Source organism: Rathayibacter sp. AY1H3 (assembly GCF_002932015.1).
On record NZ_PSUU01000023.1, the window covers coordinates 38846 to 62130 of the forward strand.

A 23285-nucleotide genomic window follows, 5' to 3' on the forward strand; every position below is an offset into this window, starting at 1 on the left:
CCCGGTCGCGTCGCTCTCACTGCGGTCCTCGATGATCGAGGGGGCTCCGGGGCGTCGTGAGCCCTCGCCAGAACACGTCGTGCAGGGAATGCTCGGCGACGAGCTCCGGAAGGATCGGGGCCGCGTCCGCTCCTCGTAGGAGGATGTCGTCCAACGAAGCGATGACGTCCACGACCGAGCGCGGAGTGAACTGCCCGGCGAGACGTTTCGCCTTCGCGCGGACGTTGTTGGGCGTGGGGCCCGCATCGATCACGGAGTGGTTCCAGAGCCGGCTGTGGTGAGCGCACCGGTTGCGCAGGTAGACGAGTGCGCGGACCCGGTAGGCGAAACCGGCTCGGGCGACTCCCAGACCGGACGCGACGTCCCCCGCAAGCGATCCTCGTGCCCCTCGCTCGATGCATCTCGACAGAGTTCCGAAGGACCAGGCCTCGACGGCCGACCACACCGGTAGCTCGCCGAAGGCGGCCGCGCCCCTGCCGCCGGGGAGCTCCGTGAAGCGGAGGACATGCCGTTCCCTGCTGCGCTCGATGTCGCGGAGGCACGAATCGACTGTCGACTCCGCGTTCGGAGACTCGGAGTAGAAGCTCTTCTCGAGATAGCACTCGTACGGGCCGTGCTGACGAGCGATGACATGAGCCGTACGGCTGCGGAGAAGGATCTCGGCATGAGCCAGTCGAGCACGCAGGCTCTGCCGCAGCGCTTCATCTGCGTCGCAGACCGCTCGGACGTCCTCGAACGAGACTCCGTCCGCGAACGAGTCGTCCCCGTCGTGCGGAGCCCGCTGGAAGTAGCGGGCGTACCCGGAGAAGCGGCAGTAGTTCTGCGCGGCCAGGTAGCTCGTGCAGGCCTCCCCGTCGGCGATGCCGAGCCCGCGGTCACGGAGGAGCTGGACCTGCTGCTTCCACGACAGGCTCGGTTTCCGTGCCATCGCAGTACCTCGGTGCCGAAGAAAAAGGCCCCTCCCATGTGAGCATCGCGGAGAGGCTTGGGAGGGGGTCGATCGGATCGAATCTACCAGGCGTCCCTCAGCCGTGGTCCCTGCGGCGCCACTCGACCAGCCGGTGGCACGAGTGCTGATCGGACCATCGCCGCAGGACGGAGAGGGCCGACCGCCGCGGCGCCGAACGCTGCGGGTCTTCGAAGGCGCGGGGCGGGCGAGTACTCTCGGGAGCCTCATGGCACGCGACAACGAACCGACCGTCACCCTCACCGATCCGCTCGAGGAGCGCCTGCGCGCGCAGGTCGCCCGCGAGGGGGAGCGCAACGTCGCTCTGCGATCCGCGGCCCTGCTCACCGGCGGGTACGAGGGCGAGTCCTTCCTCCTCACCGTGGGCGGCGAGCACGCCGACGGGATCCTCAAGGGAGCGCCCTCCCTCTACTGGCCCGAGCTCTGGGGTGCCCGCGCGCTCCTCTACGTCTGGGACGACGACGCCGCCGACGCGGTGACCGCCGGACTCGCGAACCCCTCCTGGCGCGTCCGCGAGATGTGCGCCCGCGTCTGCGCCGAGCGCGTGCTGGGCGGGCAGAAGAAGCTGTCCCGCCTGACCACCGACGAGCACCCCCGGGTCCGCGCGGCAGGAGCGCGCGCTCTCGTGGCGGCCGCTCTGGCGGGGATCTCCTCCGGTCGCGACGCGAAGGGCGAGTTCGCGGCGAGCGTCGAGGCCGTCCTGACGGGCATGCTCCGCGACCCGGACCGCGACGTCCGCCGCGCCGCGCAGCAGTCGGCCGACGCGCTGCGGGACGCCCGCTCGGCCTGAGCGGACCGTCCGCCGGCGGTCGAGGCGTCGCGAAGGGCCGCCTCCCGGCTCCGATGACGACCGTTCGTGACGCCTCGGAGCCCCGGGGGCTCAGCCGACCAGGTGCGTCGCGCGCTCGAAGGCGCGCTTCAGCTCGTCGCGCTTGCGGGGCTGGCTCATCGCCCTCTGGCCGGGGCTCCACGAGTCGATGACCGTCGGGCCGTCGACCAGGTACGGCTCGATGTTCTTCTTCCAGCCGCTGGTCGGCGCGGTCCCGGCGTTGACGACGACCCGCAGGTCGGGGAGCAGCGGCAGGAGCCGGCGCAGCTCCATCGCGCCCTGCCGCACCTCGTCCGCGTCGGGGACGCCGTCGAGCTGCCACGGCACGATGTTCCAGACCAGGGTGCGGGCGTGCAGTCCGACCTCGTCGCGGAGGGTCCAGGTCGAGGCGGCGGTCGCGTCGTCGTTGTCGACCGAGACGAAGCCGGAGCCGTCGGGGCCGGTCGACATCGGTCCCGGGGCCTCCAGCACGATGAGCGCACGCGCCTCGACGCCGGCCTCGGCCGGGTCGAAGTCGGGCACCACGGCACCCGGATGCCTGCGCGTGCGCCGGGCGAGGAGCTCCTCGCGGAACGCCCGGAGGGGCTGCACCGAGGGCTCGTCCTCGAGCAGGGCCCGGCGCTCGTCGAGGGCGGAGCGGTCGCGGAAGCCGTACGGCTCGGTCAGGAACACCCTCCGAGGCTAGTCGCGATCGGCGCCGCCGCGGGAGGCGGGCCTGCGGGCGCCCTCCTGGGTGACCCCGGCAGGGCCTGGCTCGCGCCGCCCCCGGCTCCTACGGTCTGACTGCAGTCGAGAATCTGGACCGGAGGGGGTCACCGTGTCGGACGAGCCGTCAGTGAGCATCGGGGTTCCGTACGTCGAAGGGGGGTCGTCGCCGCAGGTGCTGGACGTGTACAGCAGGTCGGTGTCCCCGGCCGAGGACGCCGCTCGGCCGGCCGTCGTGCTGATCCACGGCGGCGGGTGGTTCAGGGGGGACAAGAGCAAGGAGCGGGCGCTCGCGACGATGCTGGTCGACGCCGGCTACCTCGTGTTCGCGGCGGACTACCGCGAGGCTCCGGACTCGGTCTTCCCGGCCAGCAGGGACGACGTGCTCGCCGCGGAGCGGTGGGCGGTCGCCTCCGAGTGGGCGTTCGACCGGAGCAGGCTGGCGTTCTTCGGCGGATCGGCGGGCGGGAACCTGGTCGTGGAGGCCGCGATCGCCACCGGCCGGCCCGCCGTCAGCTGGTCGGGGATGTTCGACCTCCTCGGCATCGTCGAGGCGACCGACGACCTCCCGGCCACGCCGACGACGCAGGACCTCGACGCCATGAAGAGCGCCGACATCAACCAGACCGGCCGGAACGACGCCTTCCTGCGCTGGACGATCCTCAACGAGGTCGGGGGCGACCGCGGGCTGCTCACCGCCGCCTCCACGACGCGCCACGCCTCCCCGGACGGCGGGCCGGTGTTCCTGGCCAACTCGCTCGGCGAGTTCGTCCCCGTGAGCGACGCGCAGGCCATGCAGGCGGCGCTCTCCGCGGTCGGAGTCGCCAGCACGCTGCAGCTGATCCCGGGCACCCGTCACGCCGAGGGCTACACGGAGGCGGCCATCGGCCCCTCGCTCGCCTTCCTCCGCGACGCCCTCCCGCCGGCCCGCGCATGACGACGACGGAGTTCGCCGGAGTCGGCAACGTCTTCTACTTCGTCGACGACCTCGACGCCGCTGTCGCCTGGTACTCGGCGCGGCTCGGGCGCGAGCCCGTCGTCCGCGGCGGGGCGCTCGTGGCCTACGACCTGGACGGCACCCGCCTGACGCTGCACGAGCGGGACGAGCTGAACCGGCCCGGACCCGACGGCACGAGCCCGTACTGGACGGTCCCCGACGTCGACGCCGTCGTCGCCGACTGGACGGCGAACGGCGCCGTCGCCCACCGCGGTCCGAAGACGGTGTTCACGGGGGAGCGGCTGTGCCAGCTGCTGGACCCGTTCGGCAACCTCTTCTCGGTGCGGCAGGCCGTGTCCCGTGACTGAGGACGTCGCTCCGGCTCCCGCCGCCCCGGCGCAGACGTCCGCGCCGGCGCAGCCGTCGGCCTGGGCGCCCATGGCGATCACCGCCTTCCGCGTGCTGTGGTTCGCCCAGCTGGGCAGCAACATCGGCACCTGGATGCAGACCGTCGGAGCCCAGTGGTACCTGGTCGAGGCGGCCGCGGGCGCGGCGGTCGTCGCGCTCGTGCAGACGGCGAGCCTGGCGCCCTCGATCCTCGTCGCCCTCCCCGCGGGCGTGCTGGCCGACTCGCTCGACCGGCGGCGGCTGCTCATCTGGGGGTCGTCGGCCAGCGCGCTGCTGGCGGCCGCTCTGACGGTCGTGGCGGCGGTCGGCGCGCTGACGCCGTGGACGATCCTGGCCTTCACCTTCCTCCTCGGCATCACCTCCACCCTGACCTCGCCCGCCTGGCAGGCGATCCAGCCGGAGCTCGTGCCCCGGAACCTGATCGCGGCGTCGTCGGCCCTCGGCGGGGTGACGGTGAACGGCGCCCGCGCGGTCGGCCCGGCCCTGGCGGGCGTCGTCCTCTCGGCGTTCGGCGCTCCGGTGGTCTTCGGCATCAACGCCCTGAGCTTCATCGGCGCGGTGCTCGCTCTGCTCTGGTGGAAGCGGCCGGCGCAGACCGGCCTCGACGACCGCGAGCAGTTCGGCGCCGCGCTGAAGGGAGGGATCCGGTACGTCGCCTCCGCGCACCTCGTCCGCCGGATCTTCCTCCGCTCCGCGCTCTTCGCCCTGCCGGCCAGTGCGCTCTGGGCGCTGCTGCCGCTCACCGCGAAGCGCCTCCAGCTCGACTCCAGCGGCTACGGCTTCCTTCTCGGGGCCCTCGGTGCCGGTGCCGTGCTCGGCGTCTTCGCCCTGCCGCTCGCCCGCCGGAAGCTCTCGGACGACGTCGTCATCGGGGCGAGCGCCGTGCTGTTCGCGGCGGGGACGCTCGCGGCGGCCTTCCTGCCCCTCGTCCCGGCGCTGCTGCTGCTGGTCCTCGCGGGGCTGGCCTGGATCGGCACCCTCACCGTGCTGAACGCGGCACTGCAGCTCACACTGCCGCAGTGGGTGCGGTCCCGCGGAGCCTCGATCTACATCCTGGTCTTCATGGGGACCATGGCGGTCGGCTCGATCGGCTGGGGCCTGGCCGCGCAGGTGCTCGGCACCGCGCCCGCGTACGCCGCGGCGGCCGCTCTGCTCCTCCTCGTGGCGGCCAGCGTGCGGGTGCTGCCCCTGCTGCCGGGGACGGGCACCGTCGACCGCAGCATCTCGATGTCGTGGCCCACGCCCACGCTGGTGTTCGAGCCGGAGCCGACGGACGGGCCGGTGATGGTGCAGATCTCGTGGACGGTCCGCCCCGACTCCCTCGCGGACTTCCGATCGGCCATGCGGCTGCTGGAGAGCTCCCGCCGCCGGACCGGCGCCTCGCGGTGGGCGCTCTACCGGAGCGGGGAGGAGGCCGACGTGCAGCTGGAGACATTCATGGTGCCCTCGTGGGGCGAGTTCCGGCGGCAGGAGACCCAGCGGCTGACCGGCCGCGACCGCGAGATCCGCGCGGCGGCGCTGACGCACGCCGACGGCGATCCCGTCGAGCGGCACTTCTTCCCGAGCGCGACGCCCTCCTCCTGAGAGAGGGAGCGGCGGCGAGCCGTCCCCGTGGTCGTCGAGACGCCGGCGTGCGAGCGGTGTCTCGGCGGATGTCTCGCCCCGCGTCCCGGGCGCGAGGGCGGAGGTACGCCGCGGTCAGCCGCCGACGGTGGAGCCGAAGCCGGACTTGCCGGAGGAGCCGAAGCCGCCGGAGAGGGTCGCCTTCGAGCCGACGGTCGAGCCGGCCGGCGCGCGCTGCACGACGTCGGGCTGGGTCGCTCCGCGGGCCGCGAAGCCGCCGGACGCGACGGGCGCCCAGCTGGTCGCCCGCGTCGAGTTCCAGCGCGAGGACGCGAAGATCAGCGGGCCGAGCCAGAAGCCGCCGGCGTAGTGCCCGCGGTACTCGTCGGTCGCCTCGCACAGCTGCTCGGGGTCGTCGCCGACCTCCTCGCCCTGCGCCTGGAGCTGGGCGATCTGCTCCCGCACGTCGGCGAGGCAGTCCTCGCGGCTCGCATAGACGGGGCGCTCGGCGTTCTCGGGGATGACGTAGTCCTGACCGTCGGCTCCCGTGGCGACGACGCCGTCGGTCGAGGGGCCGCCGTTCGCGAGGGCGACGGCGAGGCCGACCGCGCCGACCGCGACCGCGCCGCCGATGAGCAGGCCGCGGCGGTTCTTCGCGATGCCGCTGATGCCGACGCTCCGGGAGCGGTGGGGAGCGGTGCGGGTGGAGCCGTCGCCGCGGCCGGTGCCGCCGCTCGAGCCGCCGCCCGGCGTGCCGGAGCCCGCCCCGGGCTCGCGGCTGCCCCAGTCGTTCCCGGAGCTCGGCGTCCCCGAATCGCCGGGGGTGCGGTCGTCGTCCGTCATCGGGTCTCCTCGTCCTGCGGGCGGGCCGCGCGGGTGTCCTGCGGCCGGTCGTGCTCGGGGGCGCCGTACTCGGGCGCGGGGGTGCCGGGCGCGGGAGCGCCGTAGGCGGGGGCGGAGGCGTGCCCGGGGCGGGAGGCGGCCGACGCGGCGTCCGCGTCCGTCGCGGCCCCGTCGCTCCGTCCGCCCTCGATGTAGTGGGGGACGAACTCCGCCAGGTCGCCGGTGATCAGGCCGCTCGTCTCGCGCACGTCGATGCCGGCCGGGGTCTCGCCGACGATCCAGCTGCCGATGACGACGGTCTTCCCGTCGACCCGGGCCAGCTCGGCGCGCTCCTGGTGGATGAAGCCCTCGGCGCCGTAGCTCCCGCCGTTCTCGGCGACGGCCGAGCCGTCGGCGTCGAGGACCGTCACGTTCGCGCCCTCCCGGCCCAGGCGCGGCTTGCGCACCTGCGCGGTGCCGGGCAGCGGATGCACGGAGGCGGGCAGCAGGTTCGGGTGGCCGCGGAACATCTCCCACAGCACCACCAGCAGCTGCTTGTTGCTGAGCAGGAGCTTCCACGCCGGCTCGACCCAGCGGGTGCGCTCGCGCCGGTCGAGGAGCAGGCCGCCGAACTGCTCGCCGAGCATCCACTCCCACGGGTACAGCTTGAAGACGTGGCGGATCGGCTCGCCGTCGCCGTCGAGGAAGCCGGCGCCGTCGAGCTCGTAGCGGATGTCCTCGACGAAGATCAGCTTGGGGTCGAAGCCGGCCTGCGCCGCGGTCTCGGCCATGTAGGCGACGGTGTCGGCGTCCTCGACGATCAGCTCGCCGTCTCCGGAGTCGTGCAGCGACGCGAGGTGCAGCCGGGCGCCCTCGTCGAGGCTCCAGCGCTCGAGGCGGAGGTGGCGCCACTGCTCGACGAGCTGCTCGTGCAGGCTGTTGAACTGGTCGGCGTCGGGCCCCTTCGTCTCGACCAGCCACTGCCACTGGGCCGCGGCGGTCTCGACCAGCGAGGTCGGGGTGTCGGCGTTGAACTCGAGCAGCTTCACCGCGCCCGCGCCGTCGTAGGCGAGATCGAAGCGGCCGTAGACCGTGGGGTCGTCCTCGTCCCACGAGGTGCGCACCAGCTCGTGGAAGCGGGGCGGGATGCCGAACTCGGCGAAGCGGCCCTTCCGCACCACGAGCTCGCACGCCTCCATGCAGAGGTCGAAGAGCTCCGAGGTCGTGCGCTCGAGCAGGTCGATCTCGGCGGGCTCGAAGGAGTAGGCCGCGGACTCGTTCCAGTAGGGGCGGCCGCCCTCGGAGGGGAGGTCGTAGAAGCTGAAGCCGATCTCGTCGCAGCGGGCTCGCCAGTCCGGTCGCGGAGTGAGGGTGTGTCTGCGCATGATGTCCGGCAAGTGTAGGTCGGGCGTCCGCGTGAGGGCAGGGGGTGGCGCCGTCCTCCGCGCTAGCCTCGACGGGAGCGAAAGGCCGTGCCATGACCGCACCCCTCCCGCTCGCGGGCGTCCGCGTCCTCGAGCTCGGCAACTTCATCGCGGCGCCCACGGCTGGCAGGCTGCTCGCCGACTTCGGCGCCGAGGTGATCAAGGTGGAGCGGCCCGGCACGGGGGACGAGCTGCGCCGCTGGCGGCTGCACGAGGGGTCCGAGACCTCGCTCCTCTTCCACACGATCAACCGCAACAAGCGCTCGATCGCGCTCGACCTGCGCACGGACGAGGGGCGGGACGCCGTCCGCCGCCTGGTCGCCGAGTGCGACGTGGTGCTCGAGAACTTCCGGCCCGGCACGCTCGAGCGCTGGGGGATCGGGCCGGCCGTGCTCGACGAGGCCCGGCCCGGCATCGTGATCGGCCGCATCTCCGCGTTCGGGCAGACCGGCCCGCTGTCGGCCCGGCCCGGGTTCGCGGCGGTCGCGGAGGCGATGGGCGGGTTCCGCGAGCTGGTCGGCGACCCGGACCGGCCGCCCGTGCGCGTCGGCGTCTCGATCGGCGACTCGATCGCCGGGCTGTACGCGGGCTACGGAGTGATGATGGCGCTGTTCCAGCGCGAGACCCGCCGCTCCGCGGGGCTGGATCCGGCACCGCTGGCGGAGCGGGTCGTCGACGTGGCGCTGCACGAGGCGATGTTCTCGATGACGGAGTCGCTGATCCCCGACTTCCAGGCGCACGGCATCGTCCGGGAGCGCGTCGGCGGGCGGATGGAGGGCATCGCCCCGACCAACGCCTACACCTGCGCCGACGGGGCGAGCATCGTGATCGCGGGGAACGCGGACGCGATCTTCCAGCGGCTGATGGCGGTGATCGGCCGCGCCGACCTGGGCGGGGACCCGGCGCTCGCCTCGAACGAGCAGCGCTGGGCCCGGCGCGACGAGCTGGACGCGGCGATCGGCGCGTGGACGGCGGGCCGCACCGCCGCCGAGGCGCTCGCGGTCCTCGACGACGAGGGCGTCCCCTCCGGCCCGATCTACACGGCCGCCGACATCAGCGCGAGCGAGCAGTACGCGGCGCGCGACATGATCCAGGCCTTCGACGTCGAGGACGCCGGCCGCACTCTGCGCGGCGTGGGCTTCCCGGGGATCGTGCCGGTGCTCGGCGGCCGCTCCCTCCCCATCCGCTCGCTCGCGCCCGACCTGGGCCAGGACACCGAGGAGGTGCTGGGGATGCTCCGGCGCACCGGTCCCGCTGCTCCCTCCGCCGCCGCTGCCGAGGAGGCCGGCCGGTGACCGCGCTCGCCTCCGCGCGCCTGCGCGACGTCACCCTCCGCGACGGCCTGCAGCTCACCGGCAAGCTCCTGACGACCGAGCGCAAGGTCGACCTCGCGCGCACGCTGCTCGCCGCGGGAGTGCCCGAGCTCGAGATCGGCTCGCTCGCGCGCGGCGACCTCGTCCCTCCGATGGCCGACACCCTCGACGTGATCGCCGCGCTCACTCCCGAGGAGCTGGAGCGGTGCTGGGTGTGGGTCGCGACTCCGCGCCACGTCGAGCGTGCGGCCGCCGCGGGGGCGCGCCGCTTCCAGTACTGCTTCTCGGCGTCCGACTCGCACAACCTCGCCAACGTCGGCAGGCCGACCGAGGCGAGCATGGCCGCGATGCCGGAGGCGGTCGCGCTCGCCGAGAGCGTCGGCGGTCGGATCCAGCTGTGCATCGCCACCTCGTTCACCTGCCCGTTCGAGGGCCCGGTCGACCCGGAGCGCGTGCTCGCGATCGCGCGCGACACGCGAGCGGAGGGAGCGGCCGACGTGGTCGTCTGCGACACGCTCGGTCAGGCGCACGCCGGCCAGGTGGCGTCGCTCGTCTCACGCGTGGCCGCGGAGACCCCGCCCCGCGAGATCGTGTTCCACGGCCACGACACCTGGGGCTCGGGCGTCGCGAACGCGATCGCCGCCGTGCAGGCCGGGGCCGCGGTGGTCGACGGCGCGCTCGGCGGCCTCGGCGGCTGCCCCTCCGCACCGGGCGCCAGCGGCAACACGGCGACCGAGGACCTCCTGTTCGCCCTGCGCCCCGACTGGTTCACGCCCGGCGCGCTCGCGGTCCTCGTCGGCGAGTCGGAGGCGCTGCTCGCCGAGCTCGGCGAGCCCGGCCGCTCGAAGGCCGCGCAGGGCGCCCGCTCGAACGCCCCCGCCTTCCCCTGGGCGCTCTGAGCGGATCGTCCCCCGCTCGCCGGTCCGAGGCGTCGCGAACGGTCGCCTCCCGCCGCGGAGGACGACCGTTCGCGACGCCTCGACAGCGTCGTGCGGGTCAGCGCGCGAGCAGCGCGCCGAGGCGTGCGCGCTCGGCGCGGAGGACGTCGACCAGGAGGGAGCCCTCGGGCGCGGCGAGCCAGCGCTCCAGGGCGAGGTCGAAGAGGGCGGAGGCCGCGAGGGCGGCGAGGGCCGCGTCCTCCGGCGCGACTCCGGCGTCGACGAGGGCGGCGCGCATGCTCTCGGCGAGGGCGGCCGACTTCAGGAGCTCGCGCTCGCGCAGCTGCGACTCGGAGCGCACGACGGCACGGCGGGCGGCGATCGGAGCGCGCCAGGTCTGGAGGTCGCCCGAGGCGGCCGCCTCGAGGCCGTGCATCACGAGGTCCATCGGCGCGAGGCCGGCGGGGGCGCCGGCGAGCAGGCGGCCGACGATCTCGGGGAACTCGCGCTCGCGGAGGAAGAGGACGTCGCGCTTGTCGGCGAAGTGGCGGAAGAAGGTGCGGGTGGTGAGCCCGGCGCGCTCCGCGATCGCGGGGACGGTGGTGCCCGCGTAGCCGTGCTCGGCGAAGAGCTCCATCGCCGCCTGCTCGAGGCGGAGGGCGGCGTCGGGGGCCCAGCGTGACATCCGCCCAGGATAGCTGACGACACGACGTGTCATCGGGAGTAGTGTGACGACACGTCCTGCCATCACTTCCGACTGGAGCCGCCCGTGCCCGAGAACGCCGCCGCCCTGCTGACCGCCCCGCGGGCCGACCTCGTCGTCCGCCCCGCTCCGATGCCCGTCCCCGGTCCGGGGGAGGTCCTGCTGCGCAACCGCGCCCTGGCCGTGAATCCGGTCGACGAGATGAAGCAGTGGACGGGCGATCTGATGTTCCGGTGGGTGCCGTACCCGGCGGTGCTCGGGGAGGACGTGGCCGGAGTGGTCGAGGCGGTCGGCCCTGGAGTGACGCGCTTCGCCGTCGGCGACCGGGTCGTCGCGTACGCGGTCGGGATGGAGCGCGGGCGGCGGAACCGCGACGAGGGCGCCTTCCAGGAGTACACGGTCGTGCGCGAGGACCTGGCGGCGCCGATCCCCGACCGGCTGGGCTTCGAGGAGGCGGCGGTGCTGCCGCTCGCGGTCTCGACGGCGGCGACGGCGCTGTTCCAGCGGGACCACCTCGCCCTGCCGCACCCGAGCGTCCCGGTCCGGCCGACGGGCAGGACGGTCGTGGTCTGGGGCGGGACGACGAGCGTGGGGAGCAACGCGATCCAGCTCGCCGTCGCCTCCGGGCACCGCGTGGCGACGACCGCGTCGCCCCGCAACCACGATCGGATGCGCGAGCTGGGCGCCGAGATCGTGCTCGACTACCGCAGCCCCACCGTCGTCGCCGACCTGGTGGCGGCGCTCGCGGGCCACGAGGTCGCGGGGGTGCTCGCGATCGGGACGGGCTCCGGTGCCCCGTCGGTGGCGGTGGCCGCGGGCACCGGAGCGCGACGCGTCGCCCTGGCCAGCCCCTCCGTCTCGTTCGGCTCGCTCCCGCGCCGGCGCGGTGTCAGCGCCGCCTTCGTGCGGACGATGCTGCGCCTGGTCGGCGGCACCGCGGCGCTGCAGATCGCGGCCCGTCGCCGCGGCATCCGCGCCCGCTTCGTCTGGGGCGGCTCGCTGATGACGAACGAGGTGGGGCCGATGCTGTGGCGCGACCACCTGCCGGCGGCGCTCGCCGAGGGCCGTCACGTCTGCGCCCCGGCGCCCGAGGTGGTGGGTGAGGGGCTCGCCGCGCTGCAGCCCGCCCTCGACCGGCTGCACGAGGGTGTGTCGGCGGTGAAGCTGGTCGTCCGCCTCTGAGGGGCGGGTCGCCGCCGCCTGCCCCGCCGTGCCGCGGACCGGCCGCTCCGCCCGCAGCCGCTCCGCCCGAGCCGTGCCGCCGAGTGGCCGCAGCGCCGGAGCCTCGGTATCGTGGCGCGCTCCGACGCGACCCGAGGAGATCCCGTGATCCGCCGCACCGCCCCCGGAGCCGCCGCGCTCCTCCTGCTCGCCCTGACCGGCTGCTCCGCCGGGTCGTCGCCCGCGGCGTCCCCGTCCGCCACTCCGGAGCCCGTCGGCGGCCTCGGGGTCGCCGTCTCGGCGCTCTGCGAGCCCGGCTCCGATCCGCAGTGCGTCCCGGTCGGCGGGCAGGACGTCCTCGTCGATCCCGAGGACTTCACCCGCGCGGGCGTCGCCGCGGTCGAGGCCGATCCGAGCACGGGGGCCGTCGACGTCCGGTTCGACGAGGCGGGCGCCGCCCTCCTGCGCCGCGGCTCCCAGGCGGCCATCGACGAGGGGGCCGACGCCCGGCTCCTCCTCCGCGTGGGCGACCGGGTCGAGTCTGCGCTCTCCGTCATGCAGCCGATCGAGGGCGACACCGTGCAGATCGTTCCCGCGGAGGGCGACGCGCAGGGGCTGGTCGACCGGATCCTCGCCGGCTGACGCCCGCCTAGGATCGGCGCATGGCGAAGGGTTTCCGCACGGAGCGCGCGCAGGCGCTCCTCCTCGCGCAGCCCTGGGCGCTCTCGCTGGTGAGCGCCGTCTTCGTGGCGGGGATGCTCTGGCTGGCGGCGGACGCGGGCTGGGATCTCGGCGCGGTCGTCGGCGGCGGACGCCGGCACGCGCCGCTGTGGCTGGTGCTCCTGCTCGGCCTGCCGCTGTTCGGCGCCGGAGTGGTGCTCGGCGCGGTCCGGCAGGTGCGGCTCCTGCGGCGGCCGGCGGCGCCGCCCGTCCCGAGTCCGGAGGCGGAGCGGCTGCGGCGCGAGGGCCCGGGCTGGCTCAGCCGGCGCGAGGACGAGCGAGCGGCGCAGGGCGGGACCGGGAGCGCGCAGGGCGGCACCGGCGGCACACCGGACGTGATCGGCAGCGCTCCCGACGGCACGGACGACCCGCGCGACGAGGCCCGCTGACCGCGCCTCAGAGGTGCAGCATCCCCCAGTCGATGATCACGGCCAGCGCCGTGTAGGCCGCGGCCACTGCTCCGACCGCCTTGCCCGCGCGGTCGAGGTCGGCCTGCGGGTCCGGACCGGCGTCGGCGACGACCCGGAGCAGCGCTCCGACCAGCGCGATCAGCGTGATCGCCAGGATCCAGACCTTGAGCGACGCGTGCGGATCGACATGCGCGAGCGTCAGCGCGACGACCGGCACCGCCACCACGAGCACCGACGCCAGCACCAGGAGGCAGCCGCGCCGGGTGAGGCCGGTCGGCCCGAAGGAGCCGCCGCGCATCCAGGCGCGCACGCGCTGCCTCCGCGACGCGGGCGGACCGCCGGCAGAGTCCGCGTCGGTCGAGGGCCCCCAGTCCTGCGCGGTCGTCATCGCGCGGTGCCGGAGCGGTCGGGAGTCGGGCTGGGCCGCATCGGGTCCTCCAGGAGACGAGGGGGCACGTCGGACGGTGGTGCCGACCCCTCAGTCTCGGGAGCGCCTCCGGCAGCGGCAAGCGCCTCTTCCGGACATGTCCGGAAGAGGACGCTCAGGCGCGTCCCTGCAGGATCAGATTCCAGTACACCCACGGCAGGACGCGGCGGTCGGCGAGGTAGGTGAGGCGCCGCTCCTTCGCCAGGCCCGTCCAGAAGGGGACGGTCGGCTTCGGGCGGTAGCGGTCGTCGAACTCGGCGAACACCACGCTCGACCGCGAGACCACGAAGGGGCAGACGGAGTAGCCGTTGTAGACGCGGGGGAGCGGGCGGCCCTTCTGCGCGGCGACGAGGTTCTTCGCGAGCGTGGTGGTCTGCTGGCGCAGTGCTCCTCCGGACTTCGAGTTGACCGTGGCCGCCGCGTCGCCGAGCGCCCACACGTCGGGGAACCGCGGGTGCCGCAGGGTCAGCGGGTCGACCTCGACGAAGCCGCCCTCGTCGCCCTCGGCGGCCAGTCCGGTGCCGGCCAGCCAGTCGGGGGCCGACTGCGGGGGCACGGCGTGCAGCACGTCGTACGACAGCGTCTCGCGCGGGCCGTCGGTCGAGCGCCGCGCGCGGTCGGGGCCGGGGAGGGCGGTCGCGCGCTCGTCGACGGCGAGGACGACCCGCCGCTCGGCCGCGTCGACCTCGACCAGCTCGCGGCCGTAGCGGACCTCGATCCCGTACTCCGCCACCTTCCGCTCGAGCTCGGAGTCGATCAGCGGCATCCCGAACAGAGTGGGGGTCGGCACGACGAGCACGACGCGGATGCGGTCGAGGACGCCGGTCGCGCGCCAGTAGTCGCAGGCGAGGTACATCGGCTTCTGCGAGGCGCCGGAGCAGGTGCCGGGGCCGCCGGGCTGCGTGAAGACGACGGTGCCGGAGCGGACCTCGCGGAGCACCTGCGACGCCTTGCGGGCGTACTCGTACTCGTAGTTGGACACTCCGAACGGCGAGTCCATCGCCTCCTGGAGCCCGGGGACCGCGGCCCAGTCCTTCTGGATCCCGGGGCAGACGACGAGCTGCCCGTAGCCGACGGTGCGGCCGGAGAGGAGGGTGACCGTGTGCGCGACCGGGTCGATCGTCTCGACGCGGTCCTGGATCCAGACGGCCCCCTTCGGCGTCACCGAGCCCTGGGGCCGGGTCGCCGCGGAGGCGGGTGCGGTGCCGCCCGCGACGTGGGAGAGCATCGGCTGGTAGACGTGGGTCGACCGGGGCTCGATCACCGCGACGTCGTCCACTCCGGAGCGCCGCAGCCGTCCCGCGGTCGAGAGTCCGGCGTTGCCGCCGCCGATGATGAGGACGTCGTGGCGGGCCGCGCCGGGATCGGTCATGGCCTCACCCTAGGGGCGCGCCGGGGCGAGCGGACGGGCTTGCGCAGACCCGCGGAAGGGGGGTGCGCTCGGAGTGCCCCGGGACGGTGATCCCGCACGGCCGCCCGGCTCGCGTCAGGCCGCCTCGAGCGCCTCGATCGCGGTCCTCGCGGTCGCGCAGGGGTAGGAGTCGTACCCGTCGTGGGCGTCGAAGGCGCGGCACTCGGCGCAGCGGAGCCGCACTCCGGCGCCGCCCTCGAGAACGCGCTCGGGGCGGTGCCCGTGCAGGATGACGGCGAGGCTCGCGACGAGGGGGTCGCTGCTCACCAGCGCGCTCCGCAGCGCCTCCGACCGGCGGCGGAGGTAGTCGTCCGCCACGGCGTCGATCGACTGCTCGGGGAGGTCCGGCTCGGGCCAGGAGGCGGGCCGCTCGACGGGCAGGTCGAGCTCGTCGAAGCCCATCGACCAGTCCGGGAAGCGGCGCTGCTCGTGCACGCTGGTCCAGACGGTGACCACTCCCTCGTGCCGCGGGTCGGCGAGGATCCGCGCGTAGAGCGAGCGCACGTCAGACTCCTCGCCCTCGAGCAGCTGCATCACGCGGCGGCCGCGGAAGACGAGCATCCCCGAGACGCCGTGCTCGACGTTGTTGCGGCGGCTCGTCTCGAGCAGCCGGCGGATCTCCCCCGAGCCCAGGTCGCGGTCGAGGGTGCTGACGTAGACGACGGTGAAGACGAGGGAGTCGCGCCGCGGCGAGTGCTCGACGAGGTGGAGCGTCGCGGGGGAGTGGGCGCCGGTCTCGGGGTCCATCAGGGCCGCGACCTCCGGGAACTCGAGCCAGATCAGGTCCTCCGGAGCGCTCGGCTCCACGGCGGTGACCGCCGGGACCGCGTCCAGCCACTGCGTCCGCTGGCGGAGGTCGGCGGCGACCGCCTTCTCGTCGAGCCCGGGCAGGAGGCCTGCGGCGCCGGAGACGAAGAGGCTCGTCGCGGAGTTGAGCAGCAGCGTCACGACCGTCGCGTGGCCGTCGCCGCCGAGCACGGGGAGCTCGACACTGTCGGTGCGGCCGTGGGCGGCGAGCCCGGAGGCGTAGGAGACGAGTGCGTCGGCGACCGCGTCCCCCACCTGGAAGGTCGCGCCGGCGTACTGGATCTGCTTCACAGCCCTACGATGCGCCTGCGGCGGATCCACGGGTAGGGGTACCGGTGCCGGATGGAGCGTGCAGGGGTCGCGGCTGCTCCCGTCCGAGGAGCCCGGAGCGGCGGGACCGCGCCCAGTCGGCCGTCGAGCGGGCCGGCGTCCCCGTGATCCGCTCGACCTCGTCGGTGAGCACGTCGACGCCGTCCAGGCCGCGGCGGGCGACGACTCCGAACTGCCGGCGGAGCCCCTCCGCCTGCCACGCGGACATGCCGGCGAGGCGCAGGACACCGGCGAACACACGGCTGGGCAGGTGCAGGTAGCGGACGCGGCGGCCGAGCCCCGCGGTCAGCTCGCGGGCGGCACCGGGTCCGTCGAGCAGGGCCGGTCCGGTGAGGACGGGCTCGGCGCCGGTGTGCCCTCCCGCCTCGAGGACGTGCGCGGCGACCCGGGCGATGTCGGCGGTGTCGATCCACGGGATGACGCCGCGCCCCATCGTCTGCGGGAGCAGACCGCGCGAGATCGCGGGCGCCGAGGGCTCGAGGTTCGTCAGGAAGCCCGAGGCGTGGAGGATCGTCGCGGGCAGCCCGGAGGCGCGCACCCGCTCGTCGGTCCGCCAGATCGCGCGGCCCCAGGGGAGCGGCGAGTGCTCGGCCGCGTCGCCGCCGGAGAGCTGCACGAGCGCGCGGACGCCCGCCTCCTGGGCGGCGCGGACGGCGGTGGCGCCGTGCTCGGCCTGGCGCGGGGTGGCGGCGGTGACCAGGAAGAGCTGGTCGGCGCCCCGGAGAGCGGCGGTCAGCGCGGCCCCGTCGCCGAGGTCGGCGATCCGTGCGTCGAGGCCGCGGGCCGCGAGGGCCGCCGCCTGCTCGGGCCGGCGGACGATCGCGCGGACGGGCGCGCCGGCCGCCACGAGCCGCTCGAAGGTCTTGCCGCCGACGTCGCCGGTGACTCCGGTGATCGCGATCACATCGCTCATGATTCCTCCTAGGTATCAACTAACTGATACTCGAAGACTACGCCGCTACGCTCGGTCCATGTCCTCGGAGTTCTCCCTGACCCGCGACGACGTCGACGCGATCGCCGCCTGGACGGTCATCCGCGCCGCCCGCGACCTGGCGAGGCGGGTCGGCGACGCGCTCGCGCCGGTCGGGCTCAGCCCGGTCGAGTTCGGCGTGCTGGCACAGCTCTCGGCGGCCGACGGGCTGACGCAGGCCGACCTCGCCCGCGCCGTCGGCGTCCGCCCGCAGAGCATGACCGCCCTGGTCGCCGGGCTGGCGGAGCGGGGCCTGCTCGACCGGGGCGCCGAGCGCGGCCGCGGCCGTCACTCCCGGATCGCCCTGACCCCGGCGGGGCGCGACCTCCTCGCGGCCGCCTACCCGCTCGTGCGGGCCGGCAACGCGTGGTTCGGCGGCGAGGAGCGCGCCGACGCCGTCGCGACCGCGCTGCGCCCGCTGCTCGGCGGGCAGTCGGGCCCGGGGCACGAGGTCCCCTGAGCGGACGGGGCGGGGAGGCTCGGCAGCGGGAGAGACGGCTCCTCCTCCGAGCGCTCGTGCACACCCGGCCCCCTCGCGGGTGCCACCGGTACCCTGGTGCGGTGCCCCTGACCCTCCCTCCGCTGAGCCGCGCCCGCGCGCGCGCCGCCGCGGCGTACCCGACCCGGCAGCTGCTGACCAAGCGCGCCTCGGGCACGAACGGATGGCTCAGCTCGTGGGGGACGAACGCGCACGGCGAGATCGCCGGCTGCCCGCCGCCGCGCGGCTGACCCGCGACCGCCCCTCCTCCGGAGTCCGCGGCCGCGTCCCCGCGCTCACCTACCCCTCCGGACGGAACCCCTCATGCCGCACCAGCCCCTGCCCGCCGATCAGGCCCCCCACTCGATCTGGCGGGGACTCCGCCAGACCCTCCAGAAGGACACGGTCGGCGGAGCGTTCCTGCTCACCGCGACCCTCCTCGCCCTGATTGTCGCGAACAGCCCCGCGTCCGCGCTCTACACCGCGGTCCGCGACTTCCGCTTCGGCCCCGAGGCCCTGCACCTCGAGCTGAGCGTCGGGTCGTGGGCGGCCGACGGCCTGCTCGCGATCTTCTTCTTCGTCGTCGGGCTCGAGCTCAAGGAGGAGTTCGTCGCCGGCAAGCTCCGCGACCCCAAGACGGCGCTCGTGCCGATCGTCGCGGCCGTCGGCGGCGTGGCCGTCCCCGCCCTGATCTTCACCGCGGTGAACCTGCCCCGCGGAGGAGCCGCGCTGGACGGCTGGGCGATCCCCGCCGCCACCGACATCGCCTTCGCCGTCGCGGTGATCGCCGTGGTCGGCCGCTTCCTCCCGCCGGCGCTGCGGACGTTCCTCCTCACGCTCGCCGTGGTGGACGACCTCATCGCGATCACGATCATCGCCGTCTTCTACACCGCCGGCATCGACGTGCTGATGCTCCTGCTCGCGCTGGTGCCGCTGGCGGTCTTCGCGGTCTGCGTGCAGCGCGGCGTGCGCGCCTGGTGGGTGCTGATCCCGCTCGGAGTGGCGACGTGGGCGCTCGTGCACGCCTCGGGCATCCACGCCACGGTCGCGGGCGTGCTGCTCGGCTTCACCGTGCCGGTCGTCGCGACGAAGCGCGCCCGGGTGCGGGTGGGGTCGGATGCGGAGGGGCGCCCGGTCTACGACGGCCTCGCCGCGCACTTCGCCGACCGCTGGAGCGTCCTCTCGACCGCGGTCGCGGTGCCGGTCTTCGCGTTCTTCTCGGCCGGAGTGACGGTCGGCGGAGTCGCGGGCCTGGTCGACTCGTTCCAGGACTCGATCGCCGTGGGCATCATCGCGGGCCTCGTGCTCGGCAAGCCGCTCGGCATCGCCGGGAGCACCTTCCTCCTGACCCGGTTCCGCGGCATCGGCCTGGATCCGTCGCTGCGCTGGGTGGACGTGATCGGCATGGCGTTCGTGGCCGGCATCGGATTCACGGTGTCGCTGCTCGTCGGCGAGCTCTCGTTCGGCGCGGGCAGCGAGTCCGACGACCACGTGAAGGTCGGCGTCCTGGCCGGCTCGTTCCTCGCGGCGGTGATCGGAGGCGCGATCCTCTCGGTCCGCAACCGCCACTACCGCCGCCTGCAGGACTGACGGCCGACGGGATCTCGCGGCGCCCGCGGTCCGGGCGGCTCGATCGGCACGCGCCTCCTGCTGGTCGAGCAGCCGCCGCAGGCGCCCTGTCGAGGCCCGCGCGGCTCAGCCGTGCAGGCCGTGGACGACCGCGTGGCCGCGGCCGCGGGAGATGAGCAGGCGGTTCACCGGGGTCGTGATGACGAAGGCCAGGGCCAGGGCGCCGGCGAGCGAGCCCCAGAAGAGGCCGGACGAGAGGCCCGCGTCCATCGCTCCGGGGATCGCGAGCACCACCGTGTTGTCGACGACCTCCATCACGGCGATCGAGACGGTGTCGGCCGCCAGCGCGATGCCGACGGCGGCGCGCCACGTCACTCCGGAGCGGAGCACCCCCCGCAGCGTGAGCGCGTAGCCGAACACGAACGCGAGGACGATCGAGAGGGCGACCGTCGCCAGGGCGGGCAGACCCAGGGCGGAGCCGATCACCATGCCGAGGACCTCGCCGATCGCGCAGCCGGTCAGGCAGTGCAGGGTCGCGAGGGCGGCGGCGCGCCAGGTGGTCGGGTGGTGGTGGGCGTGGTCGGTCATGGTGTCTCCTCCGGTTCGGTCCAGGGGAGTGCAACATACCCCCGGGGGGTATATTCCCGACCCGGCCGTCGAAGTCTCCTGCGGCTCCGCGGGCCCGCGAGCCGTTCGCCCGGGCGCGCTACCCTCGCCCCGTGCTCCTCCGAGCACCGCCCCTCGACACCAGGAGCCCCGATGGCCGCCCCCACCGTCCTCTTCGTCTGCATCCACAACGCCGGCCGCTCGCAGATGGCCGCCGGCTACCTCCGCGCCCTCTCCGGCGGCGCCGTCGAGGTCCGCTCCGGCGGCTCCGAGCCCGGCGACAGCATCAACCCGATCGCGATCGAGGCGATGGCGGAGGAGGGCATCGACATCTCGCAGGCCGTCCCGCAGCTGATGACCACCGAGCAGGTCCAGGCCTCCGACGTCGTGATCACGATGGGCTGCGGCGACGTCTGCCCCGTCTTCCCCGGCAAGCGCTACGAGGACTGGGACCTCGCCGACCCGAAGGGCCGACCCCTCGAGGAGGTCCGCTCGATCCGCGACGACATCAGGGCCCGCGTGCAGGCGCTCGTCGCGGAGCTGCTGCCCGCCTGAGCCGTTCGATCCCGTCCGGCCGCGTCAGCGTTCGGCGGGAGGCGGGAACGTCCGCCCGACCGGAGGCGAGACCGCCGGGAGCGCCGCGCGCGCCCGGTGCAGGAAGACGGCGGTCATGACGACCCGGGCGCGGGCCGGCGACGAGTCGAGCGGGCCGATCAGCTCCTCGATCCGCGCGAGCCGGTCGTAGAGGGTCTGCCGGCCGATGCCGAGCGCGGCCGCCGTCGCCGTCTTGCTCCCCCACAGCGACGCGAAGGCCTCGAGGGTGGCGAGCAGCTCGCCGCGCTGGGCGCGCAGGGGCCCGAGCACCTCCTCGACGAGGTCGTCCGCCTCCGGATCGTCCTGCAGAGAGCTCGCGAACCGCTCCAGGCGGTACTGGCGCGAGTCGACGACTCCGCCTGCGGGCGCCCACTCGCGCGCGCCGCGCACCTCCGCCAGCTCCCGGGGCACCCGCTCCTGCCCGCCGAGCCCGCTGCCGACGCAGAGCAGAGCGTCCGAGTCGAGGGCGGCGCCGAGGCGCAGCAGCTCCGCGCGGCCCTCCTCCATCGCGGCGGCGGTGGCGAACGGCAGCAGCGCCAGCAGCTCGGAGCCGACCACGCAGAGCACCGGGCCGGGATCCGCTCCTGCGCCCGTCAGGAGGCGGAGCAGAGCGCGGAGCCGCCGGTCGTCGTGACCGGTGTCGGCCCGGACGCCGAGGTAGCGCTCCCGGGAGCCGGCGCCGAGGCGGCCGAGGAAGGCGTCGATCTGGAGGTCGGCCGCCGGGTCCGCGCGCTCGACAGATGCGATCGCGAAGAGCTGGGCGGTCAGCCGCTCGGTGACCGACGGCGGGCGGTGCCGGAGCACGGCGATCGCGAGGACGTCCGGCGCCCGGTCGAGCGCGACGGCGACGGCGTGGAGGTCGGCGTCGGCGTGGGCCCGCAGATGCAGGGTGCCCAGGAGGGAGTCGCCCGCGTGCAGCACGTTCGAGAACGTCCCGGCCGTCGGCTCCGTGTCGACGCCCGGCCCGGGCGAGGCGCGGGCGATCTCGTCGCCCGTGAGCGAGACGCCCGTCGCGGAGGCGCCCGTCGCGGAGGCGACGACCTGCAGGAGCTCGTCGACGCCGGCGTCGCCGGAGGCCGCGTCGGCCAGAAGACCGGACACTCTGTCCGCCAGACGGATGCTCCGGAACTTCTGCTCGGTGAGGTGGGTGTTGATGCTCTCGCAGACCTGCACGAAGGGGACGCGCCGGGGCAGGGCGAGCACGGGGAGGCCGAGCTCGTCGGCCGCCGCGACGATCGGCGGCGGCACCGCGGGCAGGCGCGGCGAGAGCTCGAGAGCGAGGGCACCGACTCCCGCATCCACCAGAGACCGCACGTACTCTCGGCACTCCGCCGGGTCCTGGTCGGTCGAGAGGAGCGCGCCCTCCATCAGGAGCAGCTCGCCTCCGAGGAGGAGGGGCGCGATGTCGAGCTGCTCGCTCGTGTGGGCCCAGCGGATCACGGCGCGCTCGGCGGCCGCGTGCCCGGCGGCCACCACCGGGAGCATGGCGGCGAGGCGCGGATCCCGCATCGCGTCCGACAGCAGGTAGGCCATACAGAACGTCCTCTCGCGTCACGGCGAATTTACACGCGGACGCGCCGCCCGAAACGGGTCCGCACGAGAGTGGAGCCTCACCGGGCGCCCCGCCCGCCCCTTCATCTCCCTCCCCGAGAGGATCCGCCATGAGCACCGACACCCTGCACGGCACCGCCGACGCCGAGGACGCGCTGAGTCCCCTGCCCGACTCCCGACGCACCGCCCGGCTCGACGGGCAGTTCTGGATCTGGGCCGGCGCCAACATCGCCCCCATCAACTGGGTGCTCGGCGCCCTCGGCGTGAACATGGGCCTCGGCCTGGCGGACACCGTCACCGTCCTCGTGCTCGGCAACGTCGTCGGGATGGCGGTGTTCGGCTTCTTCGTCCTCCTCGGCCAGCGGACGGGGGCGACCGGGATGCTCGTGGGACGGGCGATCTTCGGCCGGCGCGGCAACTACGTCCCGGCCGCGATCCAGGCCGTGGTCGTGATCGGCTGGTGCGCCATCAACACCTGGATCGTCCTCGACCTGGTCATCGCGCTCCTCGGCTCCGTCGGCGTCGTCGACCCGGAGCAGGCGAACGTCGGCTGGAAGATCGCGGTGGCGGCGGTGATCATGGCGGTGCAGGTCGCGATCTCCTTCCTCGGCTACCGCGCGATCGCCGCCTTCGAGCGCTGGACCGTGCCGCCGACCCTCCTGGTGCTGGCGATCATGTCGGTCGTCGCCTGGTTCTTCCTCGACATCGACTGGTCCTACGCCGGCCCCGCGGAGGGCGCGCTCACCGGAGGCGACCGCATCGCGGCCATGTCCATCGTGATGACCGCCATCGGCATCGGCTGGGGCCTCACCTGGCTCGCCTACGCCGGCGACTACTCCCGCTTCGTCGGGCCCCGCTCCTCGAAGCGGGGGCTCTACCTCGCCAGCGTCCTCGGCCAGTTCATCCCGGTGGTCTGGCTCGGCGTCCTCGGCGCGACCCTCGCGACGAAGAACGGATCCGTGGATCCCGGGGCGCTGATCGTCGAGAACTTCGGCGCCCTCGCGATCCCCGTGCTGCTCCTGGTGGTGCACGGCCCGATCGCGACCAACGTCCTGAACATCTACTCGTTCGGCATGGCGACCCAGGCCCTCGACATCCGGCTCGGGCGCCGCGCGCTCAGCCTCATCGTCGGCGTGCTGGCCTTCGCGGCCGCGGTGTTCTTCGTCTTCCAGGACGACCTCGCCACCACGCTCGACGCGTGGCTGGTCGGCCTCGTCGGCTGGGTCGCCCCGTGGGGTGCGATCGTGCTGGTGCACTACACCGTGTTCGAGCCGCGCGTCCGCTCCTTCGGGCACCTGTTCGCCCCGGTCGGCTCGCCGCTGCTGCCGGACGTCCGCTGGCGGGCGCTGCTCTCCTTCGCGATCGGCGCGACCCTGACCTGGCTGTTCATGAACGGCTCGGTGCCCGCCCTGCAGGGTCCGGCCGCGACCGCCCTCGGCGGCGTCGACGTCTCGTGGCTCGCGGGCGGAGTCTCGGCCGGCATCGCCTACCTCCTGCTCGGCCGGGACGCTCCCGCCTGGGTCGAGCGCCGGGAGTCGGCCGCGCCGGTCGCCGCGGAGCCCGAGCCCGTCCGCGGCTGAGCCCGAGCCCCTCCGCGGGCCGGCCCCCTCGCGAGCCGGCCCGCCCTCAGACCAGCCGGCGGCCGCTGAAGCGGTCGACGGGGGCGTCGTGGCGCATCGCCCGCTCGTACATCCGCCGGAAC

Annotated in this window: 25 protein-coding genes; 14 read left to right on the forward strand and 11 right to left on the reverse strand. The window is 74.5% G+C overall.

Annotated elements, in window-relative coordinates; all coding sequences use genetic code 11:
- Window positions 1-16 precede the first annotated feature (16 nt).
- Window positions 17-928 (reverse strand): Abi family protein, encoded by a 912-nt coding sequence (locus C5C33_RS10500; RefSeq protein WP_104261074.1) that lies wholly within the window; start codon window positions 926-928, stop codon window positions 17-19.
- Window positions 929-1175: 247 nt separating this feature from the next.
- On the opposite strand from C5C33_RS10500, the gene C5C33_RS10505 reads away from it, so the two are divergent.
- Complete coding sequence (locus C5C33_RS10505) at window positions 1176-1757, forward strand: HEAT repeat domain-containing protein (RefSeq protein WP_244230570.1); 582 nt, start codon at window positions 1176-1178, stop codon at window positions 1755-1757.
- Window positions 1758-1847: 90 nt separating this feature from the next.
- Here the strand turns inward: C5C33_RS10505 and C5C33_RS10510 are convergent, their stop codons facing one another.
- Window positions 1848-2468, reverse strand: coding sequence for a hypothetical protein (locus C5C33_RS10510; RefSeq protein WP_104261075.1), 621 nt, complete (start codon window positions 2466-2468; stop codon window positions 1848-1850).
- 163 nt (window positions 2469-2631) lie between these two features.
- Between C5C33_RS10510 and C5C33_RS10515 the strand changes: the two genes are divergently transcribed.
- The 3 genes from C5C33_RS10515 to C5C33_RS10525 are packed head-to-tail and all read left to right on the forward strand — an operon-like array spanning window position 2632 to window position 5430.
- A complete protein-coding gene (locus C5C33_RS10515) occupies window positions 2632-3438 on the forward strand; it encodes an alpha/beta hydrolase (RefSeq protein ID WP_181134088.1) in 807 nt (268 codons plus the stop codon).
- Window positions 3435-3806, forward strand: a complete 372-nt coding sequence (locus tag C5C33_RS10520; RefSeq protein ID WP_104261076.1) for a VOC family protein — start codon at window positions 3435-3437, stop codon at window positions 3804-3806. Before C5C33_RS10515 ends, C5C33_RS10520 begins: the two co-directional genes overlap by 4 nt.
- Window positions 3799-5430 carry an MFS transporter gene (locus C5C33_RS10525; RefSeq protein WP_258069224.1) on the forward strand — a complete coding sequence of 544 codons (1632 nt, stop codon included), beginning with the start codon at window positions 3799-3801 and terminating at the stop codon, window positions 5428-5430. Before C5C33_RS10520 ends, C5C33_RS10525 begins: the two co-directional genes overlap by 8 nt.
- A gap of 114 nt (window positions 5431-5544) precedes the next feature.
- On the opposite strand, the gene C5C33_RS10530 is transcribed toward C5C33_RS10525, so the two are convergent.
- Both C5C33_RS10530 and C5C33_RS10535 read right to left on the reverse strand, forming a co-directional pair.
- Window positions 5545-6252 carry a hypothetical protein gene (locus C5C33_RS10530; protein ID WP_104261077.1) on the reverse strand — a complete coding sequence of 236 codons (708 nt, stop codon included), beginning with the start codon at window positions 6250-6252 and terminating at the stop codon, window positions 5545-5547.
- Window positions 6249-7616, reverse strand: coding sequence for a glutathionylspermidine synthase family protein (locus C5C33_RS10535; RefSeq protein WP_104261078.1), 1368 nt, complete (start codon window positions 7614-7616; stop codon window positions 6249-6251). Before C5C33_RS10535 ends, C5C33_RS10530 begins: the two co-directional genes overlap by 4 nt.
- 92 nt (window positions 7617-7708) lie before the next feature.
- On the opposite strand from C5C33_RS10535, the gene C5C33_RS10540 reads away from it, so the two are divergent.
- Together C5C33_RS10540 and C5C33_RS10545 are read left to right on the forward strand one after the other, a co-directional pair.
- Window positions 7709-8950 (forward strand): CaiB/BaiF CoA-transferase family protein, encoded by a 1242-nt coding sequence (locus C5C33_RS10540; RefSeq protein ID WP_104261079.1) that lies wholly within the window; start codon window positions 7709-7711, stop codon window positions 8948-8950.
- Complete coding sequence (locus C5C33_RS10545; protein ID WP_181136234.1) at window positions 8947-9867, forward strand: hydroxymethylglutaryl-CoA lyase; 921 nt, start codon at window positions 8947-8949, stop codon at window positions 9865-9867. The genes C5C33_RS10540 and C5C33_RS10545 overlap by 4 nt, the downstream gene beginning before the upstream one ends.
- Before the next feature lie 97 nt (window positions 9868-9964).
- On the opposite strand, the gene C5C33_RS10550 is transcribed toward C5C33_RS10545, so the two are convergent.
- Complete coding sequence (locus C5C33_RS10550; RefSeq protein ID WP_181027219.1) at window positions 9965-10531, reverse strand: TetR/AcrR family transcriptional regulator; 567 nt, start codon at window positions 10529-10531, stop codon at window positions 9965-9967.
- 84 nt (window positions 10532-10615) lie between these two features.
- Between C5C33_RS10550 and C5C33_RS10555 the strand changes: the two genes are divergently transcribed.
- The 3 genes from C5C33_RS10555 (at window position 10616) to C5C33_RS10565 (ending at window position 12819) form a co-directional block, all read left to right on the forward strand.
- Window positions 10616-11731, forward strand: coding sequence for a zinc-binding alcohol dehydrogenase family protein (locus tag C5C33_RS10555; RefSeq protein ID WP_104261080.1), 1116 nt, complete (start codon window positions 10616-10618; stop codon window positions 11729-11731).
- A 144-nt stretch (window positions 11732-11875) separates the two neighbouring features.
- A complete protein-coding gene (locus tag C5C33_RS10560; RefSeq protein ID WP_104261081.1) occupies window positions 11876-12352 on the forward strand; it encodes a hypothetical protein in 477 nt (158 codons plus the stop codon).
- Between the two features lie 20 nt (window positions 12353-12372).
- Window positions 12373-12819, forward strand: a complete 447-nt coding sequence (locus C5C33_RS10565) for a hypothetical protein (RefSeq protein ID WP_104255608.1) — start codon at window positions 12373-12375, stop codon at window positions 12817-12819.
- A 7-nt stretch (window positions 12820-12826) separates the two neighbouring features.
- Here C5C33_RS10565 and C5C33_RS10570 read toward each other — a convergent pair whose 3' ends face one another.
- From C5C33_RS10570 to C5C33_RS10585, 4 genes are all read right to left on the reverse strand, one after another.
- Window positions 12827-13150: a hypothetical protein gene (locus tag C5C33_RS10570; RefSeq protein WP_104305349.1), complete on the reverse strand. Its 324-nt coding sequence runs from the start codon at window positions 13148-13150 to the stop codon at window positions 12827-12829.
- A 232-nt stretch (window positions 13151-13382) separates the two neighbouring features.
- The gene (locus C5C33_RS10575; RefSeq protein WP_104261082.1) at window positions 13383-14639 is read right to left on the reverse strand and encodes an NAD(P)/FAD-dependent oxidoreductase; all 1257 of its coding nucleotides are present in this window, start codon (window positions 14637-14639) and stop codon (window positions 13383-13385) included.
- Between the two features lie 114 nt (window positions 14640-14753).
- Complete coding sequence (locus C5C33_RS10580; RefSeq protein ID WP_104261083.1) at window positions 14754-15776, reverse strand: BLUF domain-containing protein; 1023 nt, start codon at window positions 15774-15776, stop codon at window positions 14754-14756.
- A gap of 4 nt (window positions 15777-15780) precedes the next feature.
- Window positions 15781-16728, reverse strand: coding sequence for an NAD(P)H-binding protein (locus C5C33_RS10585; RefSeq protein ID WP_104261084.1), 948 nt, complete (start codon window positions 16726-16728; stop codon window positions 15781-15783).
- Window positions 16729-16786: 58 nt separating this feature from the next.
- On the opposite strand from C5C33_RS10585, the gene C5C33_RS10590 reads away from it, so the two are divergent.
- The 3 genes from C5C33_RS10590 to nhaA all read left to right on the forward strand — a co-directional run bounded on the left by C5C33_RS10590 (window position 16787) and on the right by nhaA (window position 18853).
- The gene (locus C5C33_RS10590) at window positions 16787-17245 is read left to right on the forward strand and encodes a MarR family winged helix-turn-helix transcriptional regulator (protein ID WP_181027218.1); all 459 of its coding nucleotides are present in this window, start codon (window positions 16787-16789) and stop codon (window positions 17243-17245) included.
- A 101-nt stretch (window positions 17246-17346) separates the two neighbouring features.
- On the forward strand, window positions 17347-17514 hold the full coding sequence (locus C5C33_RS18540) for a hypothetical protein (RefSeq protein WP_181027217.1): 168 nt from the start codon (window positions 17347-17349) through the stop codon (window positions 17512-17514).
- A gap of 73 nt (window positions 17515-17587) precedes the next feature.
- Window positions 17588-18853 (forward strand): Na+/H+ antiporter NhaA, encoded by a 1266-nt coding sequence (nhaA, locus tag C5C33_RS10595; RefSeq protein WP_104261086.1) that lies wholly within the window; start codon window positions 17588-17590, stop codon window positions 18851-18853.
- Between the two features lie 105 nt (window positions 18854-18958).
- On the opposite strand, the gene C5C33_RS10600 is transcribed toward nhaA, so the two are convergent.
- On the reverse strand, window positions 18959-19420 hold the full coding sequence (locus tag C5C33_RS10600) for a DUF4396 domain-containing protein (protein WP_104226993.1): 462 nt from the start codon (window positions 19418-19420) through the stop codon (window positions 18959-18961).
- Window positions 19421-19591: 171 nt separating this feature from the next.
- Between C5C33_RS10600 and C5C33_RS10605 the strand changes: the two genes are divergently transcribed.
- Window positions 19592-19993 carry an arsenate reductase ArsC gene (locus C5C33_RS10605; protein ID WP_104222419.1) on the forward strand — a complete coding sequence of 134 codons (402 nt, stop codon included), beginning with the start codon at window positions 19592-19594 and terminating at the stop codon, window positions 19991-19993.
- Window positions 19994-20017: 24 nt separating this feature from the next.
- On the opposite strand, the gene C5C33_RS10610 is transcribed toward C5C33_RS10605, so the two are convergent.
- The gene (locus tag C5C33_RS10610; RefSeq protein WP_104261087.1) at window positions 20018-21565 is read right to left on the reverse strand and encodes a PucR family transcriptional regulator; all 1548 of its coding nucleotides are present in this window, start codon (window positions 21563-21565) and stop codon (window positions 20018-20020) included.
- Between the two features lie 128 nt (window positions 21566-21693).
- Between C5C33_RS10610 and C5C33_RS10615 the strand changes: the two genes are divergently transcribed.
- On the forward strand, window positions 21694-23163 hold the full coding sequence (locus C5C33_RS10615) for a cytosine permease (protein WP_104261088.1): 1470 nt from the start codon (window positions 21694-21696) through the stop codon (window positions 23161-23163).
- Window positions 23164-23285: the final 122 nt, after the last annotated feature.